Here is a 24,153-nt window from a genome sequence, read left to right on the forward strand (position 1 = left end):
CTCTGCTGCCCATAAGCGTCTTTAAATACGCCGAGCAACTGCTGCACTTTAAAGCAACTCTGAACGGATATTGTGCTTATTCATTCACTAACGTTCAAAAAAACAGTATGCTTATGGGCAAACCAAGGAGCATCCATGTATCAAGTACTGGCCAGAAAATATCGTCCACGAAACTTTATCGAACTCGTGGGTCAAAATCATGTGTCTCGTGCGCTTACGAGTGCGCTTGAACGTGGCCGCTTGCATCATGCCTACTTATTTACCGGAACACGTGGCGTAGGTAAAACTACAATTGCCCGTATTCTGGCGAAGTGTTTAAACTGTGAAACTGGCATTACCTCTACACCATGTGAAGTTTGTACGACCTGTAAGGCTGTAAATGAAGGCCGGTTTATTGATTTGATCGAGATCGATGCTGCTTCTCGAACCAAAGTAGAAGACACTCGAGAGCTGCTGGATAATGTTCCGTACGCACCGACTCAAGGGCGCTTTAAGGTGTACTTGATTGATGAAGTGCATATGTTATCGACGCATTCATTTAATGCCTTGCTCAAAACACTTGAAGAGCCACCTGAACACGTCAAATTCTTATTTGCCACCACCGATCCGCAAAAGCTTCCGATCACGGTGATTTCAAGATGCTTACAATTTACTTTGCGCCCGCTGGCAGTCGATGAGATTACATCGCATTTGACCGAAATTTTAACCAAAGAAGATATTTCAGCGGAAAAAGACGCTATTTGGCAAATTGCTGAATCGGCGCAAGGTTCTTTACGTGATGCTTTGTCACTGACCGATCAGGCGATTGCCTACGGTCAGGGTGAAATTCAGCATCGAGATGTTAAAGAAATGCTAGGGTTGATTGATCGTACTATTATTTATGATCTGATTCTGGCAATCCATCAAAATGCCCCGCAGCGTGTCAGTCAATTATTAATGCAATTTCGACAACAAGCGCTCGATGTATCGTTAGTGCTAGATCAATTGATTTCGACATTACACGAGCTGGCATTGCTTCAGTATTTGCCTGAGCTAAGCTTAAAATATAGCGACGAAATTAATCAAAAAATACTTGCACTGTCGAAAACTGTATCTGCACAAGATTTGCAGCTGTATTACCAAATCGCCTGTAAAGGACGTGCCGAACTTCAGCTCGCGGTGACTCAGGAGCAGGGTTTCGAGATGTGTGTACTACGCCTGTTGGCGTTTCGCCCATTGGCCCTCGATGAAATTGTGGTGCACGAATCTGCACCTACCACTCTGGAGCATTCTACACACAGTACGACCACTGTTTCAGCCGAAACGGATGAACCAAATGTTCATACACATACCGCCTTAGAATCTAAGCAATATATACAAGAATTAGAAGCAGTTGATGAAAGTCATGAACAGCACTTAACTGAAACGCCGTCAGCTCAAGCAGAGCCAACACCAATACCAGAGCATTTCGAAGAACCAGCGCTCGACGTTGAGTCGGATGACGTGGTGCTCAATCATACAGTTTCTGAGCAAACTCTAATAACTGAACCTGAAAATTCAGATGTTTTGGTTTTTGATATTGAAACAGATGGATTAATCGGTCTAGAACCTAGCACAGTTGAGCCCGCACTGAGCGTACAAGATATGTCGCTTTTTCCAGTGGAAACTGAGCTTCAGCCAGAGGTAAATCTCGAACAACCAAATTCACAAACCTTAACTGATGTAGCGTCCGATGTATCTACTGATTTATTTGGTCAGCCTATTGAAGACACTTCTGCGCTTGCCGTTGAAGAGTCAAACCTAAGCAACATTGAGCCAGTGCTAGAAAATGAACCTCTTCAAGCCCATGGAATTAACGCGGATGTGAGTAGTGAAGCGCTTGAGCCTAATAACCTAATGCCTCAAGACATTTTGAAACTTCAAGAACAGGTACTTGAAGGTGAGTGGACACTTGAAAAATGGGAGTTTTGGTTTAGAGGCAGTCAACTTTCACCTGCAGTGCAAGAGCTCGCTCAATATGGATTGATGACTGGGCAAATTGATGGCACCAGTATCTTTATTATTCCTCAGCAATATGAAGGGATGTTGTCTCAGTTACAACATGCGCTTGAATCTGAGTTGATCACTCGTTGGCCAAACACACAGTTTAAAGTGCAATATGGTGAAGTGGCCTCAATTACGCCGTTTATCAAACAGTCAGAGCGTAAAGAAAAAGCTTTCCAACGTGCGGTATCCTTGATGAGTGAAAACAAGGTGGTGAAATCACTACTAGATACTTTCGATGGTCAATTACAGAGTATTCAATTGAAGTAAATACTATTATTTTAGAATAGGCTTGCGGGCCTATTTTTTTAAAAAAATTTAATTAAAATCTCTATTTAATATATATGAGTATTCCAATAAATTAACAGTGATAATGTGTTGGTAAAAATTAGGATACCGTGTCGACCAAGCATGAAAAATCATCAGCGAAACTTATCATAAGCAAGATTTATATTTATACAGGAGTTTAAAATGAGTATTGGTCATCGTGAAAATTTTCTTAAGATAAGTTGAAGTGTATGTGATTGATTGGAAAAGTTTTTAAAAATTTATGTATCTGTTTAGAATACCTATAGGTCTGCATGTTCCTCGCTCCCAAAAAATAGATATAGATTAATTAGTATTTGGATTTATTAAATTTTTTTAAATTAAATTGGAACTTGATGTCAAAAAAATATACAGTTCAGTCTATTTAATATGGTTCAGTAAAGAAAAATATGGTAAGAATGATACTACTATTAATAATATAAATTACGGAAAAAAATAATGCGTCGTTTACCAGTTTATTTATTACTTGATACCTCAGGTTCTATGCATGGTGAGCCTATAGAAGCTGTCAAAAATGGGGTGCAAATTTTACTTTCGACGTTACGTCAAGATCCTTATGCATTGGAAACGGCTTATTTGTCTTTAATTAGTTTCGACAGCCAAGCCAAACAGTTAGTTCCTTTAACTGAGTTGGCTATTTTCCAAGCGCCAGATTTCCAAGTTACAGGTACTACAGCATTGGGTGGTGCTTTAGCGTTGTTAGCCGATAAAATTGAACAGGAAGTAGCGAAAACCACAGTTGATGTTAAAGGCGATTGGAAACCTTTGATTTTCATTATGACTGATGGGGTGCCTACAGATGATTGGCCAAAAGGTTTGCAGCGTTTACAACAAGTGAGAACAGGAGTAATTGTGGCCTGTGCAGCAGGACATGGCGCCGATACTTCAATTTTAAAACAAATCACTGAAGTTGTTGTTGAGTTAGCAACGGCAGATTCAAATACAATTAAAGCTTTTTTTAAATGGGTTTCTGCCAGTATTTCAACTGGTAGCCAGAAAGTGGATGCAGGACAAAAAGAAGTCTCGGGTTTGGGCGATTTGCCACCCCCACCACCTGAAGTCAACATCGTACTATAAAAGCAAAACACAAATTAAATAAGAGGGTAAAATCATGGCTGTGAGTTTAAATAAAGGTCAAGGCATAAGTTTAAGTAAAACTGAAAATAATTTGTCTCAAGTAACGATTGGTTTAGGTTGGGATATTCAGGAACAGAAAAAAGGCTTTCTTGGTGGATTATTTGGTGGTAATAGCGCTGAATATGATCTGGATGTAATTGCATTCCTTGTGGGGAGCAATGGCAAGGTGAATAATCTAGGGCGAGATACGCACGGTAATGCCACCTTAGAAAATAGTGATGTTATCTTTTTCAATAATCAAAGGCATTCTTCTGGACATATTTGGTTAACCGGTGATAACCGTACAGGTGCGGGCGATGGCGATGATGAACAGATTATCGTGAAGCTCAATGACCTGAATCAACAATACCAAAAAGTGGTTTTTGTGGTGCAAATTTATAAAGCCGCAGAAAATAACCAACATTTTGGGCAAGTTAAAAATGCATTTATCCGTGCCGTTGATACCACAGGCAAGGAAATGGTCCGTTTCGATTTGTCGGGCACGGGGCAATATGATCATCAGCGTTCATTATTGTTTGCTGAACTTGTCCGTGAATCAGTTGGATGGAAATTTAATGCAGTAGGACAGGCATCCCAATCTGATTCATTCGTAGAATGGTTAAAACAATATGCTTAAAAATTTGATTTTCGGCTAAAGAAAGGTTTAGAACAACATGCGCCGTTTACCCGTTTATATTTTATTAGATACCTCAGGATCGATGCGAGGTGAGCCAATTCATTCGGTGAACGTCGGCTTACAGTCCATGTTGAGTGCATTGCGCCAAGACCCTTATGCGTTGGAGAGCGTGCATTTAAGTATTATCACCTTTGATTTGGAGGTGAAGGTTTATTTGCCTTTAACGCCTTTGGATCAAGTACAGCTTACTGATATCGATGTGCCGAGTGCAGGTGCAACTTTTATGGGCGCTGCACTTGAGTTGTTGGCTGAGCAAGTTACTCAGCAATTGCAGAAAAGTACCGATGAGGTCAAAGGGGATTGGCGTCCACTATTGTTTATGATGACTGACGGCTCGCCGTCTGATGTCTATGCTTACCAACAAGCGATTCCTGTCATACAACAGTTAAATTTTGCCAGTATTGTTGCCTGTGCCGCTGGGCCAAAAGCCAAGCAGGACCATCTTCTACAACTGACCGATAAAGTCGTGGTATTGGATACCATGGATGCGGCCTCTTTTGCAGGATTCTTCAAGTGGGTGTCTGCCAGTGTTGTGGTGGGAAGCAGTAGTGCAGGGATTTCAGGATCTGTTTCATTGCCGCCACCGCCGCCGGAAGTGCAATTGGTGTTGTAAATAAAATAAAGAATACATTAAGGATAATCAGAAGATGCGCCGTTTACCTGTTTTTTTCGTATTGGATTGTTCTGAGTCGATGGCGGGGCAAAATATTCAACAGATGCAACAAGGCATCCAGTTGATTATGCAACAATTACGTCAAGATCCATATGCCTTGGAAACCGTCTATGTTTCCGTTATTGCCTTTGCAGGGATTGTTCGAACCTTAGTTCCGTTAGTTGAAGTGTTTGCTTATTACCCCGCGAAATTACCTTTGGGTGGCGGAACACATTTAGGTAAAGCCTTGGAACATTTGATGAATGAATTTGATCGTCATTTGATTAAAACAACGGAACAAACTAAAGGGGATTGGAAGCCAATCGTCTATTTGTTTACAGATGGTCGTCCGACTGATGAATGTAAAGATGCGATTTACCGTTGGCAAAAGAAATATGCAAGACGCTGTACGCTGATTGCCTTAGGAATGGGTAAAAACGTTGATTATGCAACGCTCAAGCAACTAACAGAGCACTGTATTGCTTTTGATGAGTTGAATGAACAAGACTTTAAAAAATTTTTCCAATGGATTAGTGCTTCTGTGGTTGCACAAAGTAAAAGTATTGGGGATGGACAGCAACAAGATCATTTACCGCCAATTGATGAGCGTTATATGCGTCTGGTCAAGGATTTGCCCGCCAAGAAAATCTTGATGGATGAAAATTGTGTTACTTTTGTGGGGCGCTGTGGCAAGCTGAATCGACCTTATCTAATGAAATTTGAGCGTGAAATTCAATATCAAGCGCCTCAAGATTTAAATATCAACCTGAATTTATATTATTTTCAATTAACCGAATGCTGCAAGATTGATGAGGATTATTTTACTTGGTCTGATCAAACCCAACATCAGCAGCAGGTCAATACCACGCTATTACAAGGTACTCCAGAATGCCCACATTGTTTGGCTGAAACAGCTTTTGCCATGTGTGGTTGTGGCCAATTGATGTGCTATGACGGTTTTAGCGAGGATGTGACTTGCCCATGGTGTCGCCGCCAAGTCAGTTTTGGTTATGGTGGAATGGATGGCTTCGATGTGCAACGAGGACGTGGTTAACAATTGGATCTAGGAAAAGCCATGTCGAAAACTTTGACTTCGGACGTTCAGACCGCTTTTTTAAATACATTAAAGCAGCTGTTACAAGATCAAACTCAACAGAACCCTCTATTACTGGATGGTGATTCTCTTGATCAATTGCTGAACAGTAAAAAAATTTATAATGCCTATCATGATTTGGCTGAACAGATTTATGAGCAAATAGGCTTTCAATTAGAACAGTCAGAAGTGTTTCAGCATTCTTTACTACAGCGCATCTTGCAGCAGGGGCGCTTGCCGGTTTACATCTCTAAAGCTGAAAGCATCAATAGTGCTGAATCAACCCAACCGCTATTCGATCATACCCAAATGGCATTGACTCCAATCACCGAGGCTGATGCATTGGAATCAGTGGATCAGCTTGATTTTTTAGATGAACTTTATTTGTCTGCACCTGTTGATGCAGAAACTGAGCCTTCTTTGATCAATGATGGTTTCGTTGCTAGGTCATTCTCGACAACGTCGTTGGTGTTAATGAGTTCGACCGCAAATATCGACTCAAATCATACAGATCACAATCAGAATAATCCCTCAGGAAAGCAAAATCATGAGGTGAAAACGGTGAAAAAAATGCCTCATTTTCAGATACCCAATGCGCGTGTTGGGCAAGACTATCAAGCACGTATTCAAATGCAATATCCAGTCAAAGAGGACGTGCTGATTTGTTCTGAATCAATCAAAATTCCAGAAGACTTAGGTATAGTATTTGATGATCAAACCCAACAGTTACAGGGCATACCGTTGCAAGCAGGCGAATTTAAACTGGCATTTCAGTATAAAAACAGTGAAGCCGCACAAGCATGGTCTTCGGGTGAAGTGACCTTTATTATTACTGCAGATCCACGTAGTCTATGGCAGGTCAATGAACCCGATATCAATGCGCCTTATCAGAAAGCACATAGTGACCATCAAGTGATTCAGACTGAGTATTTTAACCTTGCTGCCTGTAGCCAGCGCGGACGTTCACATGAACACGCAGGCACTTTCCGTGATGATGATTTTCTGATTGCTCGCGTTGCAGAGACCGATTGGTCAATATTGATTGTCGCAGACGGCGCTGGTAGTGCCAGTTATTCTCGACAAGGTTCTTTACTTGCGGTGCAAAGCGCAGCCAAAACGCTGACAGATTACCTCGAACATCATCATCCCTATCTGGATCGCTTATTGCAGCAATGGCAGGTTGGCAGTGATGATGAAATCACCAAGTCTGTTGCGCAGCAAATTTACAAGGATTTTCATGATACTTTCTATAAAACAGCCCAAGTTACCATTGAGGCTATTGAGCAGGAAGCCGAGTTAAAGCAAGTTGCAGCCAAGGCGTATGCCACGACTTTATTGGTGGCTGTAGTGAAACAATGCGAGAAAAAAACCTTTATTAGTACCTTCTGGATGGGCGATGGTGCGATTGCTGTATATGCCAAAGATAAAGTACGTTTAATGGGAAAACCAGATGGTGGTGAATTTGCTGGGCAAACCCGTTTCTTAGATCGCAGTTTTGTACAGCAGTTTGCTAGTCGCGTCAATATTGGCTATTACGATGATTGTGAAGCTGTGATTCTGATGACAGATGGTATTTCCGATCCGCGCTTTGAAACAGATGCTGGACTTGCGAACCACGAAAAATGGCAGGCCTTATGGCAAGAAATTGAACCACAGTTACAGCAGCTACACCCAGATCAGGCTTTATTGGAATGGTCAAAGTTCTTTAGTGCAGGGCATCATGATGATCGTACTTTGGCGATTTTATGGAATAAGCCTGTGAGTGTGGATGTGGATGTGGAGGGTCTTGCTCATGACTAAGATTATCCAGTGTCAAACTTTAGATGGTCGGCCAGTTGCATTCGTTGATGAAGTCATTGGCTCAGGAGCAATGAAAGATGTCTATTTTTCTCCTGATAAATCTTATGTGGTGTGTTTTTTTAGCAAAGAAAAAAACCATTTCTATCAGTCTCATGCTGAGCTGGAAAGACAGAAGGACCGCTTAAAGGAAATTGTTGGCAATAAATGGCAAGGTATTTTCAACAGTGCAGGCGGGGATTACTGGAAAAATGTCTTTTGCTGGCCCGATGGTTTGATTGAATATAATGGTTTGTTGGGGATTACAGCACCGACCTACCAAAAACAGTTTTTCTTTGAACATGGGTCTAAAAATAATGATTTTTTAGGCATTAAAGGTAAGGAAAAAGAAGGAAAATGGTTTGCCAGTGCCAATAACCAAAATCGGTTTTTGGACGAAAAAGAAAAAGGCAATTGGTCGAATTATCTGCGTATTTGTATTTTAATTGCCCGTGCTGTACGCCGTATGCACGCAGCAGGTTTGGCACATTCAGATTTATCCTATAAGAATATTCTGATTGATCCTGTAACTGGCCGTGCCTGTGTAATTGATGTGGATGGTTTGGTCGTGCCTGGAAAATATCCACCTGATGTAGTTGGAACGCCTGATTTCATTGCACCTGAAGTGGTGAAAACCAATCATTTAAAAAAAGATGACCCACAGCGGAATCTCCCAAACATCATGACCGATCGTCATGCTTTGGCGGTTTTAATTTACATGTATTTGCTGTATCGGCATCCGTTGCGTGGTGGCAAAGTTTATGATGTGAATGATCCGCAGCGCGATGAAAATCTGGCAATGGGTGATAATGCCTTATTTATTGAACATCCAACCGATCCAAGCAATCGGGTGAAAGTGAGTCAGGTACGTCCAAGTGCTTTACCATGGGCCGATCCTGAAAAAATCCCATTCACCGTGACAGGTCCCTATTTAAAGGAACTATTTTTACAAAGCTTTGTGGCAGGTTTGCACCAACCGCAGCAGCGGCCTTCAGCCAATGATTGGGAAACCGCTTTGGTTAAAACGGTGGATTTGATTCAGCCATGCTTAAATAGTGATTGCGGTCAAAAATGGTATGTATTTGATAATACAATAAAACCCGTATGTCCATTTTGTGGCACAGCCTTTAAAGGCAAGCTACCTGTACTGAACCTCTATTCGGCACGCCGAGAAGGCAGTTTTAGACCCGATAATCACCGTTTAATGGTGTGGACAGGGCAGTCACTTTACCCGTGGCATGTCAATAATCTGATTGCACCGAACGAGCGTCTAACAGCAGAACAAACCAAACGTGTTGGCTATTTTGTTTTTCACCAAAATCAGTGGTGGCTGGTGAACGAAAATCTGCCTGATCTCATGGATGTGGCAACTAAAACAACCATTCCAATTGGCGAAAAAATCGAATTGCTGGATGAAAAACAAATTTTACTTTCACGTCAGGATGGAGGCCGATTAGTGGTGGTGCAAATGGTGGAATGTATATGACGCAAATAGTGAATGATCTTGCTCAGATGGACATCGCAGAAAACTCGATCGGGATTTGGTTTACCCAAGCGCATTCTTGTCAACGTGATTTAATTTTGGCAGCAAAAAATGCGCCTTTTAATCTCCCAATTCATGTGGTGGCATCACATGCAGACGATCGTCCTGAAATTACCTCTGTTGCCGATATTGCTTTACAAGAACCGCCTTTCTCAGAGCGAGTGGAATGGGTTTTACACCAGGCGCAACGCTTAAATGTCAAATTGATTATTGCTGGACATCATGCTGCAATTTATCTAGCCGAAAAACATCGCTTTGAACAATTGGGCATTCGCCTCATGGCGGGTTGTGATACGCTTGATCAAATCGAGCAACTAAATGATAAATCCCTGTTTACTCAAATCTGTTTGAATCACAGCTTAGCGGTTGCACCAGCAACCATTGTTGAAAATGCCGAGCAATTACAAGATGCATATCATGACTGGCGACAAAAAGGTGAGGTGTGTGTCAAGCCTGCCAAAGGAGTTTTTGCTTCAGGGTTTTGGCATTTAGATCCTAGCGCAAACTCATTTGATGTATTTGCAAATAGCATGAGATTCAAGGCACATCCTGAAAGTTTTATTGAGAGTTATCGACAGTTAGAAAAGCCGCCTGTGTATTTGGTCATGCCATTTCTATCTGGATTGGAGTGCTCAGTCGATATGTTGTGCATACATGGCCAGGTACATGGTGCGATTGCACGCTATAAGCAAAAAAATGGTTGTCAAAACTTAACTTTTGAAGATCCTGCGATTGAACTGGCGTATCAGGTCGCTGCATTATTTGGTTGTGACGGGCTAGTGAATATGCAGGCTCGATATAATGATCAACAGCAATTGTATATCTTGGAGGTAAACTCTCGACCATCGGGGGGCATTGCACATACTTTCATGAGTGGTGTGAATTTAGTTCATTTGGCAATTGCGCACACACTACAGCTTCATTATCAGCCCAAAAAGACCGAAGGTTCACTCATTGTCCGCAGCATAAGTCAGAGTATTTGTGTAATATAAACACCATTATGTATATTATTTTAAATTAGATTTAAGAATTATATGATTGAAATTGAATTACAACGAGGCAAACTGGATTTACAGCCTGATGAAAATAGCCATTGGAAATGGCAAGATTTACTCGGTTTTGCCGAACGGATAAATCCCAAAAGAGCTTTTTTATTTGTCTCAAAAGTTTTGGGGAGACATATTCCTGTAAGTCCTAAAGTGATGCGTCATGCATTTACAGATTTGGCCCAACTGATTCCAAGTAATTTACCTGAGCCCATCTTGGTGATTGGAATGGCTGAAACGGCTGTGGGGCTAGGTGCAGGTGTACATCAAGTCTTGCAGGAACGCTATCCAGATGCATTGTATGTGACCACAACTCGTCATCCTGTTGAGGGCGCACCATTATTGGCTCGTTTTTTAGAGGAACACAGCCATGCGCAAGATCAATTGCTGTATGGATCGCCTGATGCTGATATTCAAAAGAAAATTTTAGCCAGCAAAAGTATTGTATTGGTCGATGATGAAGCGTCTACAGGAAAAACTTTCATCAATCTAGTTTCAGCACTACAAGCGGCTGGTCTTGATCAAATGTCTCATGTCGTAACTGCAACTTTGGCGGATTGGTCATCAGGTATTCATATGGCTGGATTAGATTGTCAGTCCGTCGCATTGATGACAGGCAAATGGCAGTGGCAAGATGCCAAAGAACCGTTACAGATTAATATGCCCAAAGTAGATACCGTGGCTTTTGGTGCGTATGCGACCTTATCTGAGCCGACATGGGGGCGATTACCCATTCAAGATACTTCCGCCTATATTCGTTTGAAGGTTAAACCTCAACAACGGATTTTAGTGTTGGGAAGTGGTGAATATGTCTGGTCGTCTTTTTTATTGGCAGAAGATTTACAGCGACAGGGTGCAGAGGTGAAATTTAGTGCGATTACCCGCTCACCTATAGCTATAGGGCATGCCATTCAGTCTGCTTTGGCTTTTTCAGATAACTACGGCTTGGGTATTCAGAACTTTGTCTACAATATTAATCCATCAGAATATGACCGAATTTTTATTACAGTGGAAACCTGTGCTGAGTCCGTTGCTAGTAGCTTATTAGACGCGATTCCAAATGCTGAAGTGATCAGTGCCGTAGAATTTCCACATCAAAATCTTAATCTATGTGGTGTAAATGAATAATTTCTTATTTGATGCGCAAAATATTGCAACGCCGCTGATGTTGGTTGATCTGGATGATACTTTATTCCAGACCCATCGCCGTATTGTTCCTCAGACAGACTTTAAAATGGTCACTACGGATAAACAAGGACAAGCATTGGCGTATATGAACCCAATTCAGCAGCACTTCGTGCAGTGGTTATTACATAGTACACATTTGATTCCTGTCACGGCAAGAAGTGCAGAAGCATTGTCTCGGGTGCATTTACCTTTTCAGTATGGGGCAGTTTGCTCTCATGGCGGTACGGTACTAAATCCAGATTTCAGTGTAAATGTGGATTGGCATGTGCAGATGCAACAAGCGTTGACTTCTTATCAAGAACGTCAACAAATATTGATTGATGCTTTACAACAACAGGCGATCAATTTTGGCTCTATTCGTACTTGGGTGGTCGAAGAGCAAGGTTTAGGGCTGTATGTAGTTGCCAAACAAAATACTGAAAATGACAATCCTTATGCACCAAATTTCTTACCAGAATTATTAAATAGCTTGAGCTCAGAAGTTTTGGAAGGGTTCTATTTTCATTTAAATGGCAATAACTTGGCCCTGATTCCACAACCTGTGAGTAAAGCCAATGCTGCCCGCTTTGTATTGCAACAGTTTGCATCTCAACAACGCCCAATTCTTGGTTTTGGTGATAGTCTATCTGATGTAGAGTTTTTGAATTTATGTCACTGGTGGGGGATGCCAAACCATAGTCAATTAAATCGTTGGGTAAAACATAATTTGACCCAGCAATACAAACAAGAAGGATTTTATGGCGATTATCAATAAAGATAAAGCAACTGAATTAATTTTAAAACAAGGGTTTAGTGGTAGTTATCAATCAAAACAAGTCACTTTTTTGCTTAAGCGCACCCATATTGAACCTACGGATACCGCAGAAAAAGAACGCCTGATTCAATCAGGAGAAAAGCATTATTCACAAATGATCAGTTTAGAAAATGTGCCAACAGCACGTCACTTAGAGTTATTTGAACAGGCCATGCAGCAAGGCCAACAACGTTTAGCTCAAGAAGTTCAGCAATTGGCACAAACTTTGGTTGTAGAATTTAACGAGCCGATTGTATTGGTGAGCTTTGTACGTGCGGGCGTACCCTTAGGTGTATTGCTTTATCATGCAATACAAGATTTAGGCCGTGACTGTGTACATTATGGCATCAGCATTATCCGAGATCGTGGCATTGATTTTGCTGCATTGGAAACCATTATCGCTAGACATGGGCATGCATCGATTGTATTCGTGGATGGTTGGACGGGTAAAGGCGCGATTCGTCAAGAATTACAGCGTAGCTTAGGCAATGATACTCGTTTTACAGGCAAACCTTTACCTTTGGTGGTCTTGTCTGATATTGCAGGCTGTGCATGGTTGGCGGCCAGTGGTGATGACTGGTTGATTCCATCCGGTATTTTGGGGTCGACCATTTCTGGTCTTATCTCTCGCAGTATTTGTGAAGGCGAAACCCTGAGTGCCGATGAAATCACTGCCGAGAATATTGATCAATGGCATCGCTGTATTGAATATCACCATTTAAACGAATTTGATATTTCGCAGCAGTTTATCCAGCGAATAAATCAGATCCGTTTAAAGCTCAATCCACAGTCCAATGCAGTTTGGGCAGAAACACAACAACAGGCACAACAAGATCAAAGCCGACAGGTTGTACATAAACTGGCTCAAGAATACGACATTCAAAATATTAATCGGATAAAACCCAGTATCGCAGAGGCAACCCGAGCAATTTTAAGACGTGTTCCTGATTTAGTTTTACTTCGGGATGCAGATGATGAGGATACTCGTTTATTACGCCATTTAACCCAAATCACAAAAACACCTGTACAAGTGGTTGGTGATCAGATTGCGCCCTATAGAGCGATTACATTAATTCAAAAATTGGGGAAAGGATAATTTTATGTTATCTGCATTATCTTTAGGGGCAACTTTATATATCCCTGCGACTCGATCCGATTTATGGCCAATAGTAACGGGTGAAAAATATCCAGAGTTACGCTCTTTGGTGATCTGTCTTGAAGATGCGATTACTGAACAAGACGTTGAGCTTGCCAAACAGAATCTCAAACAGTTATTACAGAAACTTCAACAGCAACAGCGGCATGAGCAATACCCTAAAATCTTTATTCGTCCTCGTCATATTGCGATGGCCGCTGATTTAGCGGAATGGCGGGAAATCACGGCTTTGGATGGCATGGTGTTGCCTAAATTTGGTTTGGCTAATTTTAAGCAATGGTTAGATGTTCTTCCTGCAACACTACACTATATGCCGACACTTGAAACAGCCGATAGTTTTGATATGGAGCAAATGAAAGAGCTGAGACAGGCTTTATCAGAGTTTCATAAAGTATTGGTGCTTCGGATTGGAGGCAACGACTTGCTCAATTGTTTAGCCTTGCGCCGTCCTAGCGATGTCACTTTATATCAAACGCCAATTGGCACATTAATTGCCAATCTGGCAGGCCAGTTTTTACCTTATGGTTTTGCGCTGAGTGCACCTGTCTGTGAGCATTTTAGTCAAGTAAAACTATTGCAAGATGAATTGTATCTGGATTTACAGTATGGATTATCAGGCAAAACCGTGATTCATCCTGCGCAGATCTCGATTGTACATCAGGCTTATCAGGTCAATGAAATTGAGTTGAAACAAGCGCAGGATATTTTGCAAGATGGTTGTAAGGCAGTATTTGCCTGTCACGGCAGTATGCTTGAACCCGCAACCCATCGCCGCTGGGCAGAACGAATTTTAGAACGGGCAAAAGTGTTTGGGCTAAAAATATAAAATCAAAAAATATAGGAATAATCAATGCAACAACTTATAACAGGAGCCAATTTGGCATTGAGCCAGTCACATTGCCAAGTGAAAATTAAAACCACATTGGCGGCTCATATCGGTTTAGATCTGACCGCTTATGTCTTGAATGCGCAGGCGAAGGTTCGTGGTGATGCGGACATGATCTTTTATGGGCAAAAGCAGACACCAAACCGCAGTGTAGAATTAGTCGAGGCAACAACAAAAGCACCGTATATTGCGCAATTTAATTTGAACACTCAATTATTCGATGCGGATATCAGCAAGCTTGCGATGTGTGCAACCCTTGATGGGCAAGGTGCAATCAACGCGATTCAAGATATTCAGATTGAATTATGGGAAAACGGACAGCTCACGGCAACAGCAACGGTAAAAAGTGCCGAAAAGACTGAAAAAGCCCTGATTTTGGCAGAAATTTATCGTTATAAAGATCAGTGGAAATTCCGTTTCGTCAATCAGGGTTTTAATGGTGGTTTACAACCGCTAGCTGAACATTTTGGTGTGGAAATTAGCGATCAAACTGCAACACCCGAGCCTTTGCCTCAACCTGTACCTGCACCAGTACCTCAACCTAAAATTAATTTAAGCAAAATTACCTTAGATAAGCGCAATAACCAGATTAATTTACAGAAACAGGCTCATGGTTTTGGTGAAATTAAAATTAATCTGAATTGGAATCAACGGAGTCAGCGGGCGCAATCAGGAGGCTTCTTTAAAAAGCTGCTTAACCAAAATCACGGCATTGATCTGGATTTGGGCTGTCTGTTCGAGATGCAAGATGGTAGCAAATCGGTGATTCAGGCTTTAGGTAATCGATTTGGTGATTTTAACGCTTTCCCATTTATTCAACTTTCTGCGGATGACCGTACTGGTGCATTAACAGAGGGTGAGTGGCTTAGGATTAATGGACGGCACTGGTCGCAGATTCGCCGTGTGGTGTTGTTTGCATTTATTTATGAAGGTGTGCCGAACTGGGCCGAAACAGATGCTGTGGTCATGATTTATGTGCCAGATCAACCACCAATTGAAATCCGTTTAACCGAAGGACAGCCTTTAGGAATGTGTGGAATTGTTGAATTAGTGAATCAAGGTGGTAGCATTCAAGTACAACGTCATGTGCGCTATGTACCTGGACATCGCGAGTTGGACCAAGCCTTTGGTTTTGGTCTACGTTGGGTTGCAGGTAGCAAATGAAATTGATATTTAATCATGTATCAGATAACAATACTTTCGATATCTATACAAACATCATTAAAACCATTGAATTTTAAGTGTTCAAACGAGGAGAAAAAACAAAATGGCGATTAGTTTAAATAAAGGTGGAAATTTATCCTTGAGTAAAACAGATCCCAATTTAGTTCGAATTTTAATTGGATTAGGTTGGGATGAGCGTGCGACGGATGGTGCGGCATTTGACTTGGATGCCAGTGCATTTTTATTAACCGCGACAGGTAAAGTACGTGGCGATCATGATTTTATTTTTTATAACCAACTTAAATCTCAAGACAACTCAGTAGAGCATACGGGTGACAACCGTTCAGGTCAAGGTGATGGCGATGATGAAACATTGTTGGTTGATCTATCAAAAGTTTCGCCTGAAATTGAAAAAGTTGCGATTACTGTGACCATTCACGACGCGCAAGCACGCGGTCAAAATTTTGGTCAAATTGCAAATGCCTTTATTCGTGTTGTAAACCAAGATACCAATGTAGAAGTGGTTCGTTTCGATTTGGCAGAAGACTACTCAACTGAAACAGCAATGGTCTTTGGTGAGGTTTATCGTCATAACGGCGAGTGGAAGTTTAAAGCCGTAGGTCAAGGTTATTCGGGTGGGCTTGCTGCCATGTGCCAACAATACGGTATTCAGATTGGCTAAGATATTAATTTAAAGAATATAAATAATGAATATCTTAAGGTTGTTTAGTAAAGGAAAAAAATGAAACATTTTCGTTTCTCAATTATTTTTACCATAATTTGTCTTGCATTATCAGCATGGTGGGGCTTCACGCATGGCCCCAATGCTGGTTTGTCCATGATGCTGAAAGTTTTGCTCATTACGACTGTACTGGCTGTTATGGAAGTATCGCTATCTTTTGATAATGCCGTTGTCAATGCTTCGGTATTAAGAAACTGGGATGAATTCTGGAAAAAACTATTTCTTACCGTTGGTATTTTAGTTGCCGTATTTGGTATGCGCTTAATCTTTCCACTTTTGATTGTTGGCGTTACTGCTGACATGGGAATGATTGAGGTTGCGAAACTGGCACTGAATGATCCAAAAACCTATTCAGAGAAGTTACTTGCACACCATGCTGAAATTGCAGCCTTTGGTGGGATGTTCCTAATGTTGGTGTTTTTAAACTTCTTGTTTGATGATGGTAAGGATACGCACTGGTTCCATTGGTTGGAAACACATTTATCAAATCTAGCAAACATTCCTGCGATGTCAGTATTTGTGGCACTCGTTGCCTTATTGACTATGGCTGCATTTGTTCCAGAGCAACAAAAGCTCATTGTGATTATCGCTGGAATTTGGGGTATCGTGGTTTATATCGGTGTACAAGTACTGGGTCATTTGCTTGAAGGCAGTAGTGAAGATGATGAAGCCAATGAAAAACCACTTACAGGTACTTCAAGTAATATCGTCAAAGCTGGTATCGGTGGTTTTCTTTATCTTGAAGTGTTAGATGCCTCTTTTAGTTTCGATGGTGTGATTGGTGCATTTGCGATCACAAGTGATGTGGTTGTAATTATGCTCGGTTTGGCAATTGGTGCCATGTTTGTCCGTTCAATGACCATTTATTTAGTTGAGAAAGGGACCTTGGAAGCCTTCATCTACCTGGAGCATGGTGCACATTATGCCATTGGTGCATTAGCTGCAATCATGCTTTATACGGGAACGGGTGGTCATGTACCTGAAGTTATTACGGGCTTAATTGGTGTTGCATTCATTATTTGGGCTGTACTATCTTCTATTGCTTACAGTAAAAAACAAACACAAGCTTGATAAAAAGCGATAGATACATCATTTATATGGTGTAAAAGATCTAAATGAAATTAAACAAAGAATTGAAATTTAATCAGGAGAAATCCAAATGGCAATTAGTTTAACCAAAGGCGGCAACGTTAGCTTAACCAAAGAAGCACCTGGCATTACGAAAACAACAGTAGGCTTGGGTTGGAACCCTCGCGTGACCGATGGTGCAGCTTTTGACCTTGATGCAATTGCATTTTTGGTGAATGAAAGTGGTAAGGTACGTGCTGACAATGACTTTATTTTCTTTAATAACTTAAAGTCATCTGATGGTTCAGTGGTTCACAATGGCGATAACCGTACAGGTGAAGGCGATGGGGATGATGAGACGTTAAGCATTGACCTTAGCAAAGTACCTGCCGATGTTGCTAAAGTCATTTTTGCGGTCACTATTTATGACGGTCAAACCCGTAATCAAAACTTTGGTCAAGTGGCGAATGCCTATATTCGTGTTATTAATGATGCGGGTGGTAGTGAAATCGCACGTTATGATTTGTCTGAAGACAGTAGTACTGAAACGGCAATGATCTTTGGAGAGCTTTACAAGCACGGCAGTGAGTGGAAATTCCGAGCAATTGGTCAAGGTTTTGCTGGTGGCTTAGGGCCTTTAGCAGCTTCTTATGGTGTTTCTGTTTAAAATACATGTGGAAGATAGTGTTTAGGCACTATCTTCTTTTTTTATATTTATAAATGATAAAAATAGGTTGTTTCTTGATATGTTGAATTTAATTCGTGGACAAAAAATAAAATTAAATGATGTTTTACAGGGGCAATCTTCTTTTTATATCCATATTCACTATCAAGCAGCTTTTGATTTGGATATTGCAAGTTTCGGACTTGATTCACAGTATCGTTTAAGTGATGAACGATATATGACCTTTTACAATCAACCTGAAACACCATGCCAAGCGGTTCGTCTCATTGAAAACCAAAGTAAGTGCAGTCGCTTTTTAGTTGATTTAGCAAAGCTGCCAGCAGTTATCCAACATCTGGTTTTGACTGCTGCAATTGATGGACAAAATGTCATGTCGCAATTACAGCAGGTTACAGTTCAATTTCTTAACTTGCAGTTACAGCCGATTGCTGAACTGAAGCTAGATGGCAGCATTTTTGATCAAGAACGTGCCACCATGCTGATCGAGATTTATCTAAAAGACGGTATTTGGCGTTTGGCTGCAATTGGACAAGGCTTTAATGCAGGTCTTGCTGCCTTAATTCAACATTTTGGTGGAGAAGTTGCTGAAGAGCCGACAGCACAACAGACGACACCTGTCGCACCACAATCGAATATCGATTTAAAGAAAAAATTATCTTTGCAAAAGGCTGAAAAAACGGGCAATGCATCCATTATCGATCTGACCAAGAAATCTTTGGTTCAGTTAGAAAAGAAAAAATTATTGGGTGTTACTGCACGGGTTGCTTTGGTTCTAGATGCATCTGGATCAATGGATGGACAATATCGCCGTGGGGATGTGCAAAAAGTGGTGAATCGTTTGATGCCACTTGCAATCCATTTTGATGATGATGGTAGCTTTGAATGCTGGGCTTTTGCCGCTGAAACTACGCAGCTGGATGATGTGACTCTAAATAATGTTAATGATTTTATTAATAGTACTCAGCGAGGCTGGAAGAACTGGCAAGTGGGAGCGCGTTACAACGAAGAAATTCCAGCCATTGAAGCGGTGATTAACTATTTCCAAAAATTTCAGGATCAAATCCCGACGTATGTTTTATTCATTTCGGATGGTGGTGTAGGCAGCCGCCAACAAATGCAGAAAATATTATCTCAAGCAGCCAAATTACCTATTTTCTGGCAATTTGTCGGGATTGGTGGGCGAAATTATGGTGCATTAGAAAAGTTAGATGAAATGTCTGGTCGAATTGTCGATAACTGTAACTTTTTTAGTTTAGACCGCATTGATAGCGTTTCAGATGAGCGCCTCTATGAGTTGTTGTTACAAGAATTTCCTGATTGGTTAATTGCTGCGCGGCAACATCAGATTGTTCGAAATGAGAAGGGATAAACAATGGCACAGTTCAGTTTAGTCGGTTCGCCAGAACCTTTTCTGCATGTATCTATGCGCCGTGGTGACAAAATCTATTGCGAAAGTAATGCCATGGTGATGATGGAGTCACCCTTGGAATTAAAAGGGCGTTTGCAAGGTGGCTTGATGCAATCCCTTTTACGTCGTTTCGCCAATGATGAATCGTTGTTTCAACAACATATTGAAGCAGTTAGTGGTGATGGCGACTGTTTGTTATCTGCTGCTTTGGATGGCGATATGCAGATTCTGGATGTTGGGGCAACTCAGTATCTACTGAGCGATGGTGCTTTCGTGGCAGCGCATGATTCGGTTCAGGTCAAAGCACGTTTAAATAACAGCCTTGGTGGTGCATTTTTTGGTAATACAGGTGGTTTTCTGGTGATGGAGACCAGCGGGCAAGGCCAAGTTGTGGTGTCAGGTTGTGGGACTTTATTTGAACTTGAGGTCGAACCTAACAAAGACGTGACTATTGATAATGGGCATGTAGTCTGCTGGGATTCACGCTTAAACTATAATTTATCTATATCTACTTCACAAAATAGCGGTTTTCTTGGCAATTTGGTCAATAGCGTAACCAGTGGAGAAGGCATGGTGTTACGTTTTTCGGGTCAAGGTAAGGTGGTAATTTGTTCTCGAAACCGCAACAATTTTCTGCAGTGGTTGACCTCGAAATTAAATCTAAACCGTAATCAATCAAATTAAAACAATCATTTTTATCCAGAGGAGAAAAACACATGGCAATTAATTTAGAAAAAGGCCAGAAAATTAGTTTGCAAAAAGCAGATGGCAGCAGCTTAAAACAGATCTTTTTGGGTGTGGGCTGGGATGTTGCAAAAAGTAAAGGCTTTTTTGGCTTTGGTGGTGGCGGGAATATCGATCTAGATGCTTCTGTAATTTTATTTGATGATAATAAACAAGTATTAGATGTTGTTTATTTTGGTCAGCTTCGAAGCAAAGACGGCAGTATTCAACATTCGGGTGATAACTTAACAGGTGCGGGCGATGGTGATGATGAAATCATTCGTGTGAATTTGGATCAAATTCCTGCTCAGGTGAAATCTTTAGTTTTTACTGTAAGTAGCTTCCGTGGACAAACGTTTGAGAAAGTTGAAAATGCATTTTGTCGTTTGGTTGATCAATCCAATAATCAAGAAATTGCAAGTTATAAACTGTCATCACAAGGCGCACACACTGGTTTGATTATTGCAAAAATTTATCGCCATAATGATGCCTGGAAAATGCACGCGATTGGTGAAAATGTACATGGCCGTACTTTTCAGGATATCGTGCCTTACGTTTTGCCTCACATCTAATGCTTTAAATTAATCCTTCATGCTGTTGCACGATTAGAAGTTGCTTCAGCATGATTGCTTATTTTTAAAATCTAAAGCTTAAAACTATGTAATGCCTCACGCATCGCATTGGGAATTGTGGTACTTTTTCGTGTCTCTCGATCAACAAAAACATGGACAAAGTGTCCCTGTGCACAAGGTTCAAGCTGGTGTTGCTTAAATATTGCGAGTTCATAGCGTAAGGAGCTTTGCCCAATTTTTGAAATCGCAACACCCACCTCAATGGTATCTGGAAAGGTGAGTTCCTTAAAAAAACTGCATGCCGAGTCGACGACTAGTCCGATGATCGGTGACTGACGAATATCAAAGCCTGCATGTTGAATCAAAAGTGAGTTAGCGGCCGTATCAAAATAACTATAATAAGTCACGTTGTTTACATGACCATAAATATCATTATCTGCCCAGCGTGTCTGGATATTTAAAAAATAATGAAACTGGTCACGGCGTTTGGGTATTGGTTTCATGCGTAAATTGCCTCATAAATCTGATACGCAGCCTGATGTGTCATTTCGCGTGGGTTATTTTGTAATAGACGGGTTTGCAATAATGCATCTTGCGCCAGTGTTTCAAGGCTAGAGTGCGGTACATTGAGTTGGCTCAGTTTTAAAGTCAGCCCACTATGATCAAGATGATTTTGCATATGGTCGATAAACAAATCGCACAAGCCGTCTGCACAGCCATTACTTTTAGGGTCGAGCCATTGCATTAATTCTGCATATAACTGTTTAGCATGTGGCGCGTTGTATTTTAAAACTTCGACCAATACCAACGCATTGGTATGTCCGTGAGACAAATGAAAATGACCACCCAATGGATAAGCCAGCGCATGTACAGCCCCTACAGGTGCATTTGCAAATGCTTGACCTGCAAGCATTGAGCCAAGCAACATGTTTTGACGTGCATCCATGTCATGTCCATTACTCAGAACTTTAGGCAGATTATCATTAAGTAAACGCAGTGCATGTTTTGCCAGCATATCGGCATAAACATTTTTTTTCAGTTTACTGGTATAAGCTTCAATCGCATGCACCATGGCATCAATTCCAGTGGCCGCGGTGATATGTGCTGGTAAATCACGGGTAAAGTTCGCATCTAATATCGCAACATCGGCATACAAAACTGGTGATACAATTCCGGTTTTAGTTGTTTCACCTGTCGTGATGATCGAAATCGGTGTGACTTCGGAGCCGGTTCCAGCCGTAGTCGGAATCAAGATCAGCGGTAATCGGGGGCCTTTGGCATTATTTACGCCATACATGTCGCATAACTGTTGTGTTTGATCAGGATGGGCAAGTAACGCAATCACTTTTGCGACATCCATTGAGCTACCACCGCCAAAACCTAAAACGGCATCAACTTTCTCTTGTTTCGCATAGGCAGCCGCATTTAAAACAATCTGCTCGGGTGGGTCGGCTTGAATATCTGAATAAATAACATAATCAATCTGAGCTGCGTCTAAATACTCAATGACAGGTAAGTGATACTGATGGGCAATCATTCCTTGATCCGTCACCAGCAAAACTTTTTGATAGTTGCGATCAATCAAAATAGTTTTAAGCTCAGCAATTGATCCCAATCCTGAAATGATGCTTGATGCGCTCTGAAACTGAAAATATCCCATCGTTCCGTCCTTATTTAATTTGCTTGTCAATTACAAATCATTGTTTTATTGAGTTAATCCATCAATTTATTGTGAAGCCGCATCAAAAGAATGCTTTTTGATCGACAAATCATTTGATCACGAAACTCTTAAGAGATTCTATAGGATTCGTGAATTAAATCACTTAACATAACAGTTATTCATCGTGATCTGTTGCTGAGGTTTGATATGTCATCTCAAACGCCTTATAAGGTGTTATGTGTCTGTTTAGGTAATATTTGCCGCTCGCCAACGGCTGAAATCGTATTAAGACACGCGTGTGATGCAAATAATCTCAATATAACTGTCGATTCGGCCGGCACCAGCAATTATCATCCCAATAAAGCGCCAGACGCGCGTTCTCAAGCACATGCTTTAAAGCGTGGCTATGATCTATCATCACTGCGTGCTCGCCAGATTCAGCTTGAAGACTTCATTGAGTTTGATCTGATTTTGGCGATGGATCATCAAAATCTTGAAGACATTCAAACCTTAGAGCGTCAGGCGATTAAACGTTTTGGAAAATCACGTGTACGCTCTAAAGTGGCTTTGATGAGTGAACATGATCCTAAATACAAACACAAAGCCATCCCAGACCCTTATTATGGCGGCGCAGATGGATTCGAACGTGTATTGGATCAATGCGAATCCAGTGCTGCAGCATGGGTAGCCGAGTTTAAACGTGAACACCACGGATAGTGGATCAAAACAGGATTTAACGTGATACACATTCAACAACAGATTCAACTCAAACCATTTAATACGTTACAGCTTGATGTGATTGCATCGCACTATGTCAAGATCAATTCTTTGCACGTACTAATCGATGCACTCGAATATGCCCATACTCATGATCTCAATGTACTCGTGTTATCTGGCGGGAGCAATATGTTGCTGCCACAATATGTGGATGCGTTGGTGATTCATATGGATATTCAAGGATATGAAATAATCAATGAAAGCGCCGAGCATGTACTGGTAAATGTGGGTGCAGGCGAAAACTGGCATGAATTTGTTTTAAAAACTACCGAAAATGGATGGTATGGACTTCAAAATCTGGCGTTAATCCCGGGGTTGGTGGGTGCATCTCCAGTTCAGAATATTGGAGCATACGGTGTTGAGGTTGGTGAGTTTATTGAACAGGTTCATGTGTATGATCGTAAGCTTCAGGCTGTAAAGTCCATTGATGCTCAAGACTGTAAATTTGCTTATCGGCACAGTATTTTTAAAGATGATCCTGAGCGATATGTCATTACACATGTCAGTTTTAAATTACTCAAAACGCCGAAAGTGAAGCTAAATTACGGTGATTTGCTCAAAGCGGTTGGTGATGACAAAACCCCCGAAAATTTACAAAAACAAGTGATTGCGATTCGTCAAAGCAAATTGCCAGATCCTAAAGAATATCCTAATGTAGGTAGTTTCTTTAAAAACCCAGTGATTTCATCGCAGGAATTTGAGCAAATCCATACAAAATTTCCTACGATTCCTCATTACCCGCAGCCAGACGGACGTACCAAAATTGCAGCAGGATGGCTGATCGATCAGACTGGCTGGAAAGGTAAAAAGCTCGGCTGTGTAGGAATGTTTGAAAAACAAGCACTTGTTCTGGTGAATTATGCCAATGCAACCTTGACCGATGTGCAGCACACTTACCGAGCAGTACAATCAGATGTCGCACAAAAATTTAATGTTCGACTTGAGCCTGAACCCGTGCTGTTCAATTCAAACGGTTTGATTACTTCACATTAGGAACAA

Annotated in this window: 23 protein-coding genes; 21 read left to right on the forward strand and 2 right to left on the reverse strand. The window is 41.2% G+C overall.

Translation table 11 applies throughout. From position 1 onward, the window contains the following. Positions 1–135 precede the first annotated feature (135 nt). The 19 genes from dnaX to KCV09_RS04030 all read left to right on the forward strand — a co-directional run bounded on the left by dnaX (position 136) and on the right by KCV09_RS04030 (position 20,717). Entirely contained in the window at positions 136–2,292 is a 2,157-nt protein-coding gene (gene dnaX, locus KCV09_RS03940; RefSeq protein ID WP_212515566.1) for a DNA polymerase III subunit gamma/tau, read from the forward strand. 495 nt (positions 2,293–2,787) lie between these two features. Continuing rightward, positions 2,788–3,426 carry a vWA domain-containing protein gene (locus KCV09_RS03945; RefSeq protein WP_212515567.1) on the forward strand — a complete coding sequence of 213 codons (639 nt, stop codon included), beginning with the start codon at positions 2,788–2,790 and terminating at the stop codon, positions 3,424–3,426. A gap of 34 nt (positions 3,427–3,460) precedes the next feature. Further along, positions 3,461–4,102, forward strand: a complete 642-nt coding sequence (locus KCV09_RS03950) for a TerD family protein (protein WP_212515568.1) — start codon at positions 3,461–3,463, stop codon at positions 4,100–4,102. Positions 4,103–4,139: 37 nt separating this feature from the next. Then, complete coding sequence (locus tag KCV09_RS03955; protein WP_212515569.1) at positions 4,140–4,775, forward strand: vWA domain-containing protein; 636 nt, start codon at positions 4,140–4,142, stop codon at positions 4,773–4,775. A 34-nt stretch (positions 4,776–4,809) separates the two neighbouring features. Then, on the forward strand, positions 4,810–5,868 hold the full coding sequence (locus KCV09_RS03960; RefSeq protein ID WP_212515570.1) for a TerY-C metal binding domain-containing protein: 1,059 nt from the start codon (positions 4,810–4,812) through the stop codon (positions 5,866–5,868). A gap of 21 nt (positions 5,869–5,889) precedes the next feature. Continuing rightward, positions 5,890–7,707 (forward strand): PP2C family serine/threonine-protein phosphatase, encoded by a 1,818-nt coding sequence (locus KCV09_RS03965; protein ID WP_212515571.1) that lies wholly within the window; start codon positions 5,890–5,892, stop codon positions 7,705–7,707. Beyond that, a complete protein-coding gene (locus KCV09_RS03970; protein ID WP_212515572.1) occupies positions 7,700–9,229 on the forward strand; it encodes a helix-hairpin-helix domain-containing protein in 1,530 nt (509 codons plus the stop codon). Before KCV09_RS03965 ends, KCV09_RS03970 begins: the two co-directional genes overlap by 8 nt. Continuing rightward, on the forward strand, positions 9,226–10,278 hold the full coding sequence (locus KCV09_RS03975) for an ATP-grasp domain-containing protein (RefSeq protein ID WP_212515573.1): 1,053 nt from the start codon (positions 9,226–9,228) through the stop codon (positions 10,276–10,278). The genes KCV09_RS03970 and KCV09_RS03975 overlap by 4 nt, the downstream gene beginning before the upstream one ends. A gap of 42 nt (positions 10,279–10,320) precedes the next feature. After that, positions 10,321–11,460: a phosphoribosyltransferase domain-containing protein gene (locus KCV09_RS03980; protein WP_119025744.1), complete on the forward strand. Its 1,140-nt coding sequence runs from the start codon at positions 10,321–10,323 to the stop codon at positions 11,458–11,460. Then, positions 11,453–12,274, forward strand: coding sequence for an HAD family hydrolase (locus KCV09_RS03985; protein WP_212515574.1), 822 nt, complete (start codon positions 11,453–11,455; stop codon positions 12,272–12,274). Before KCV09_RS03980 ends, KCV09_RS03985 begins: the two co-directional genes overlap by 8 nt. Next, positions 12,258–13,409, forward strand: coding sequence for a cysteine protease StiP (gene stiP, locus KCV09_RS03990; protein WP_212515575.1), 1,152 nt, complete (start codon positions 12,258–12,260; stop codon positions 13,407–13,409). The genes KCV09_RS03985 and stiP overlap by 17 nt, the downstream gene beginning before the upstream one ends. 4 nt (positions 13,410–13,413) lie before the next feature. Next, positions 13,414–14,295 carry an HpcH/HpaI aldolase/citrate lyase family protein gene (locus KCV09_RS03995; protein WP_119025741.1) on the forward strand — a complete coding sequence of 294 codons (882 nt, stop codon included), beginning with the start codon at positions 13,414–13,416 and terminating at the stop codon, positions 14,293–14,295. 24 nt (positions 14,296–14,319) lie between these two features. Continuing rightward, complete coding sequence (locus tag KCV09_RS04000) at positions 14,320–15,519, forward strand: TerD family protein (protein WP_119025740.1); 1,200 nt, start codon at positions 14,320–14,322, stop codon at positions 15,517–15,519. Between the two features lie 103 nt (positions 15,520–15,622). Then, entirely contained in the window at positions 15,623–16,201 is a 579-nt protein-coding gene (locus tag KCV09_RS04005; protein ID WP_004927241.1) for a TerD family protein, read from the forward strand. Positions 16,202–16,261: 60 nt separating this feature from the next. Next, the gene (locus KCV09_RS04010; protein WP_119025738.1) at positions 16,262–17,332 is read left to right on the forward strand and encodes a DUF475 domain-containing protein; all 1,071 of its coding nucleotides are present in this window, start codon (positions 16,262–16,264) and stop codon (positions 17,330–17,332) included. Positions 17,333–17,420: 88 nt separating this feature from the next. Further along, complete coding sequence (locus KCV09_RS04015) at positions 17,421–17,996, forward strand: TerD family protein (protein ID WP_119025737.1); 576 nt, start codon at positions 17,421–17,423, stop codon at positions 17,994–17,996. Between the two features lie 79 nt (positions 17,997–18,075). Then, entirely contained in the window at positions 18,076–19,383 is a 1,308-nt protein-coding gene (locus KCV09_RS04020; protein WP_212515576.1) for a VWA domain-containing protein, read from the forward strand. Positions 19,384–19,386: 3 nt separating this feature from the next. Continuing rightward, positions 19,387–20,106 (forward strand): TIGR00266 family protein, encoded by a 720-nt coding sequence (locus KCV09_RS04025; RefSeq protein ID WP_119025735.1) that lies wholly within the window; start codon positions 19,387–19,389, stop codon positions 20,104–20,106. Positions 20,107–20,138: 32 nt separating this feature from the next. Further along, complete coding sequence (locus KCV09_RS04030; RefSeq protein WP_119025734.1) at positions 20,139–20,717, forward strand: TerD family protein; 579 nt, start codon at positions 20,139–20,141, stop codon at positions 20,715–20,717. 71 nt (positions 20,718–20,788) lie between these two features. On the opposite strand, the gene KCV09_RS04035 is transcribed toward KCV09_RS04030, so the two are convergent. Together KCV09_RS04035 and KCV09_RS04040 are read right to left on the reverse strand one after the other, a co-directional pair. After that, on the reverse strand, positions 20,789–21,220 hold the full coding sequence (locus KCV09_RS04035) for an acyl-CoA thioesterase (protein WP_212515577.1): 432 nt from the start codon (positions 21,218–21,220) through the stop codon (positions 20,789–20,791). Continuing rightward, complete coding sequence (locus tag KCV09_RS04040; protein ID WP_212515578.1) at positions 21,217–22,377, reverse strand: iron-containing alcohol dehydrogenase; 1,161 nt, start codon at positions 22,375–22,377, stop codon at positions 21,217–21,219. The genes KCV09_RS04035 and KCV09_RS04040 overlap by 4 nt, the downstream gene beginning before the upstream one ends. 207 nt (positions 22,378–22,584) lie before the next feature. Here KCV09_RS04040 and KCV09_RS04045 point away from each other — a divergent pair, with 207 nt between their 5' ends. Together KCV09_RS04045 and murB are read left to right on the forward strand one after the other, a co-directional pair. After that, complete coding sequence (locus tag KCV09_RS04045; protein ID WP_004937328.1) at positions 22,585–23,094, forward strand: low molecular weight protein-tyrosine-phosphatase; 510 nt, start codon at positions 22,585–22,587, stop codon at positions 23,092–23,094. A gap of 24 nt (positions 23,095–23,118) precedes the next feature. Next, entirely contained in the window at positions 23,119–24,147 is a 1,029-nt protein-coding gene (murB, locus tag KCV09_RS04050) for a UDP-N-acetylmuramate dehydrogenase (RefSeq protein ID WP_228301585.1), read from the forward strand. Positions 24,148–24,153 lie beyond the last annotated feature (6 nt).

The organism is Acinetobacter soli (genome assembly GCF_018139125.1).
GTDB lineage: Bacteria > Pseudomonadota > Gammaproteobacteria > Pseudomonadales > Moraxellaceae > Acinetobacter > Acinetobacter soli.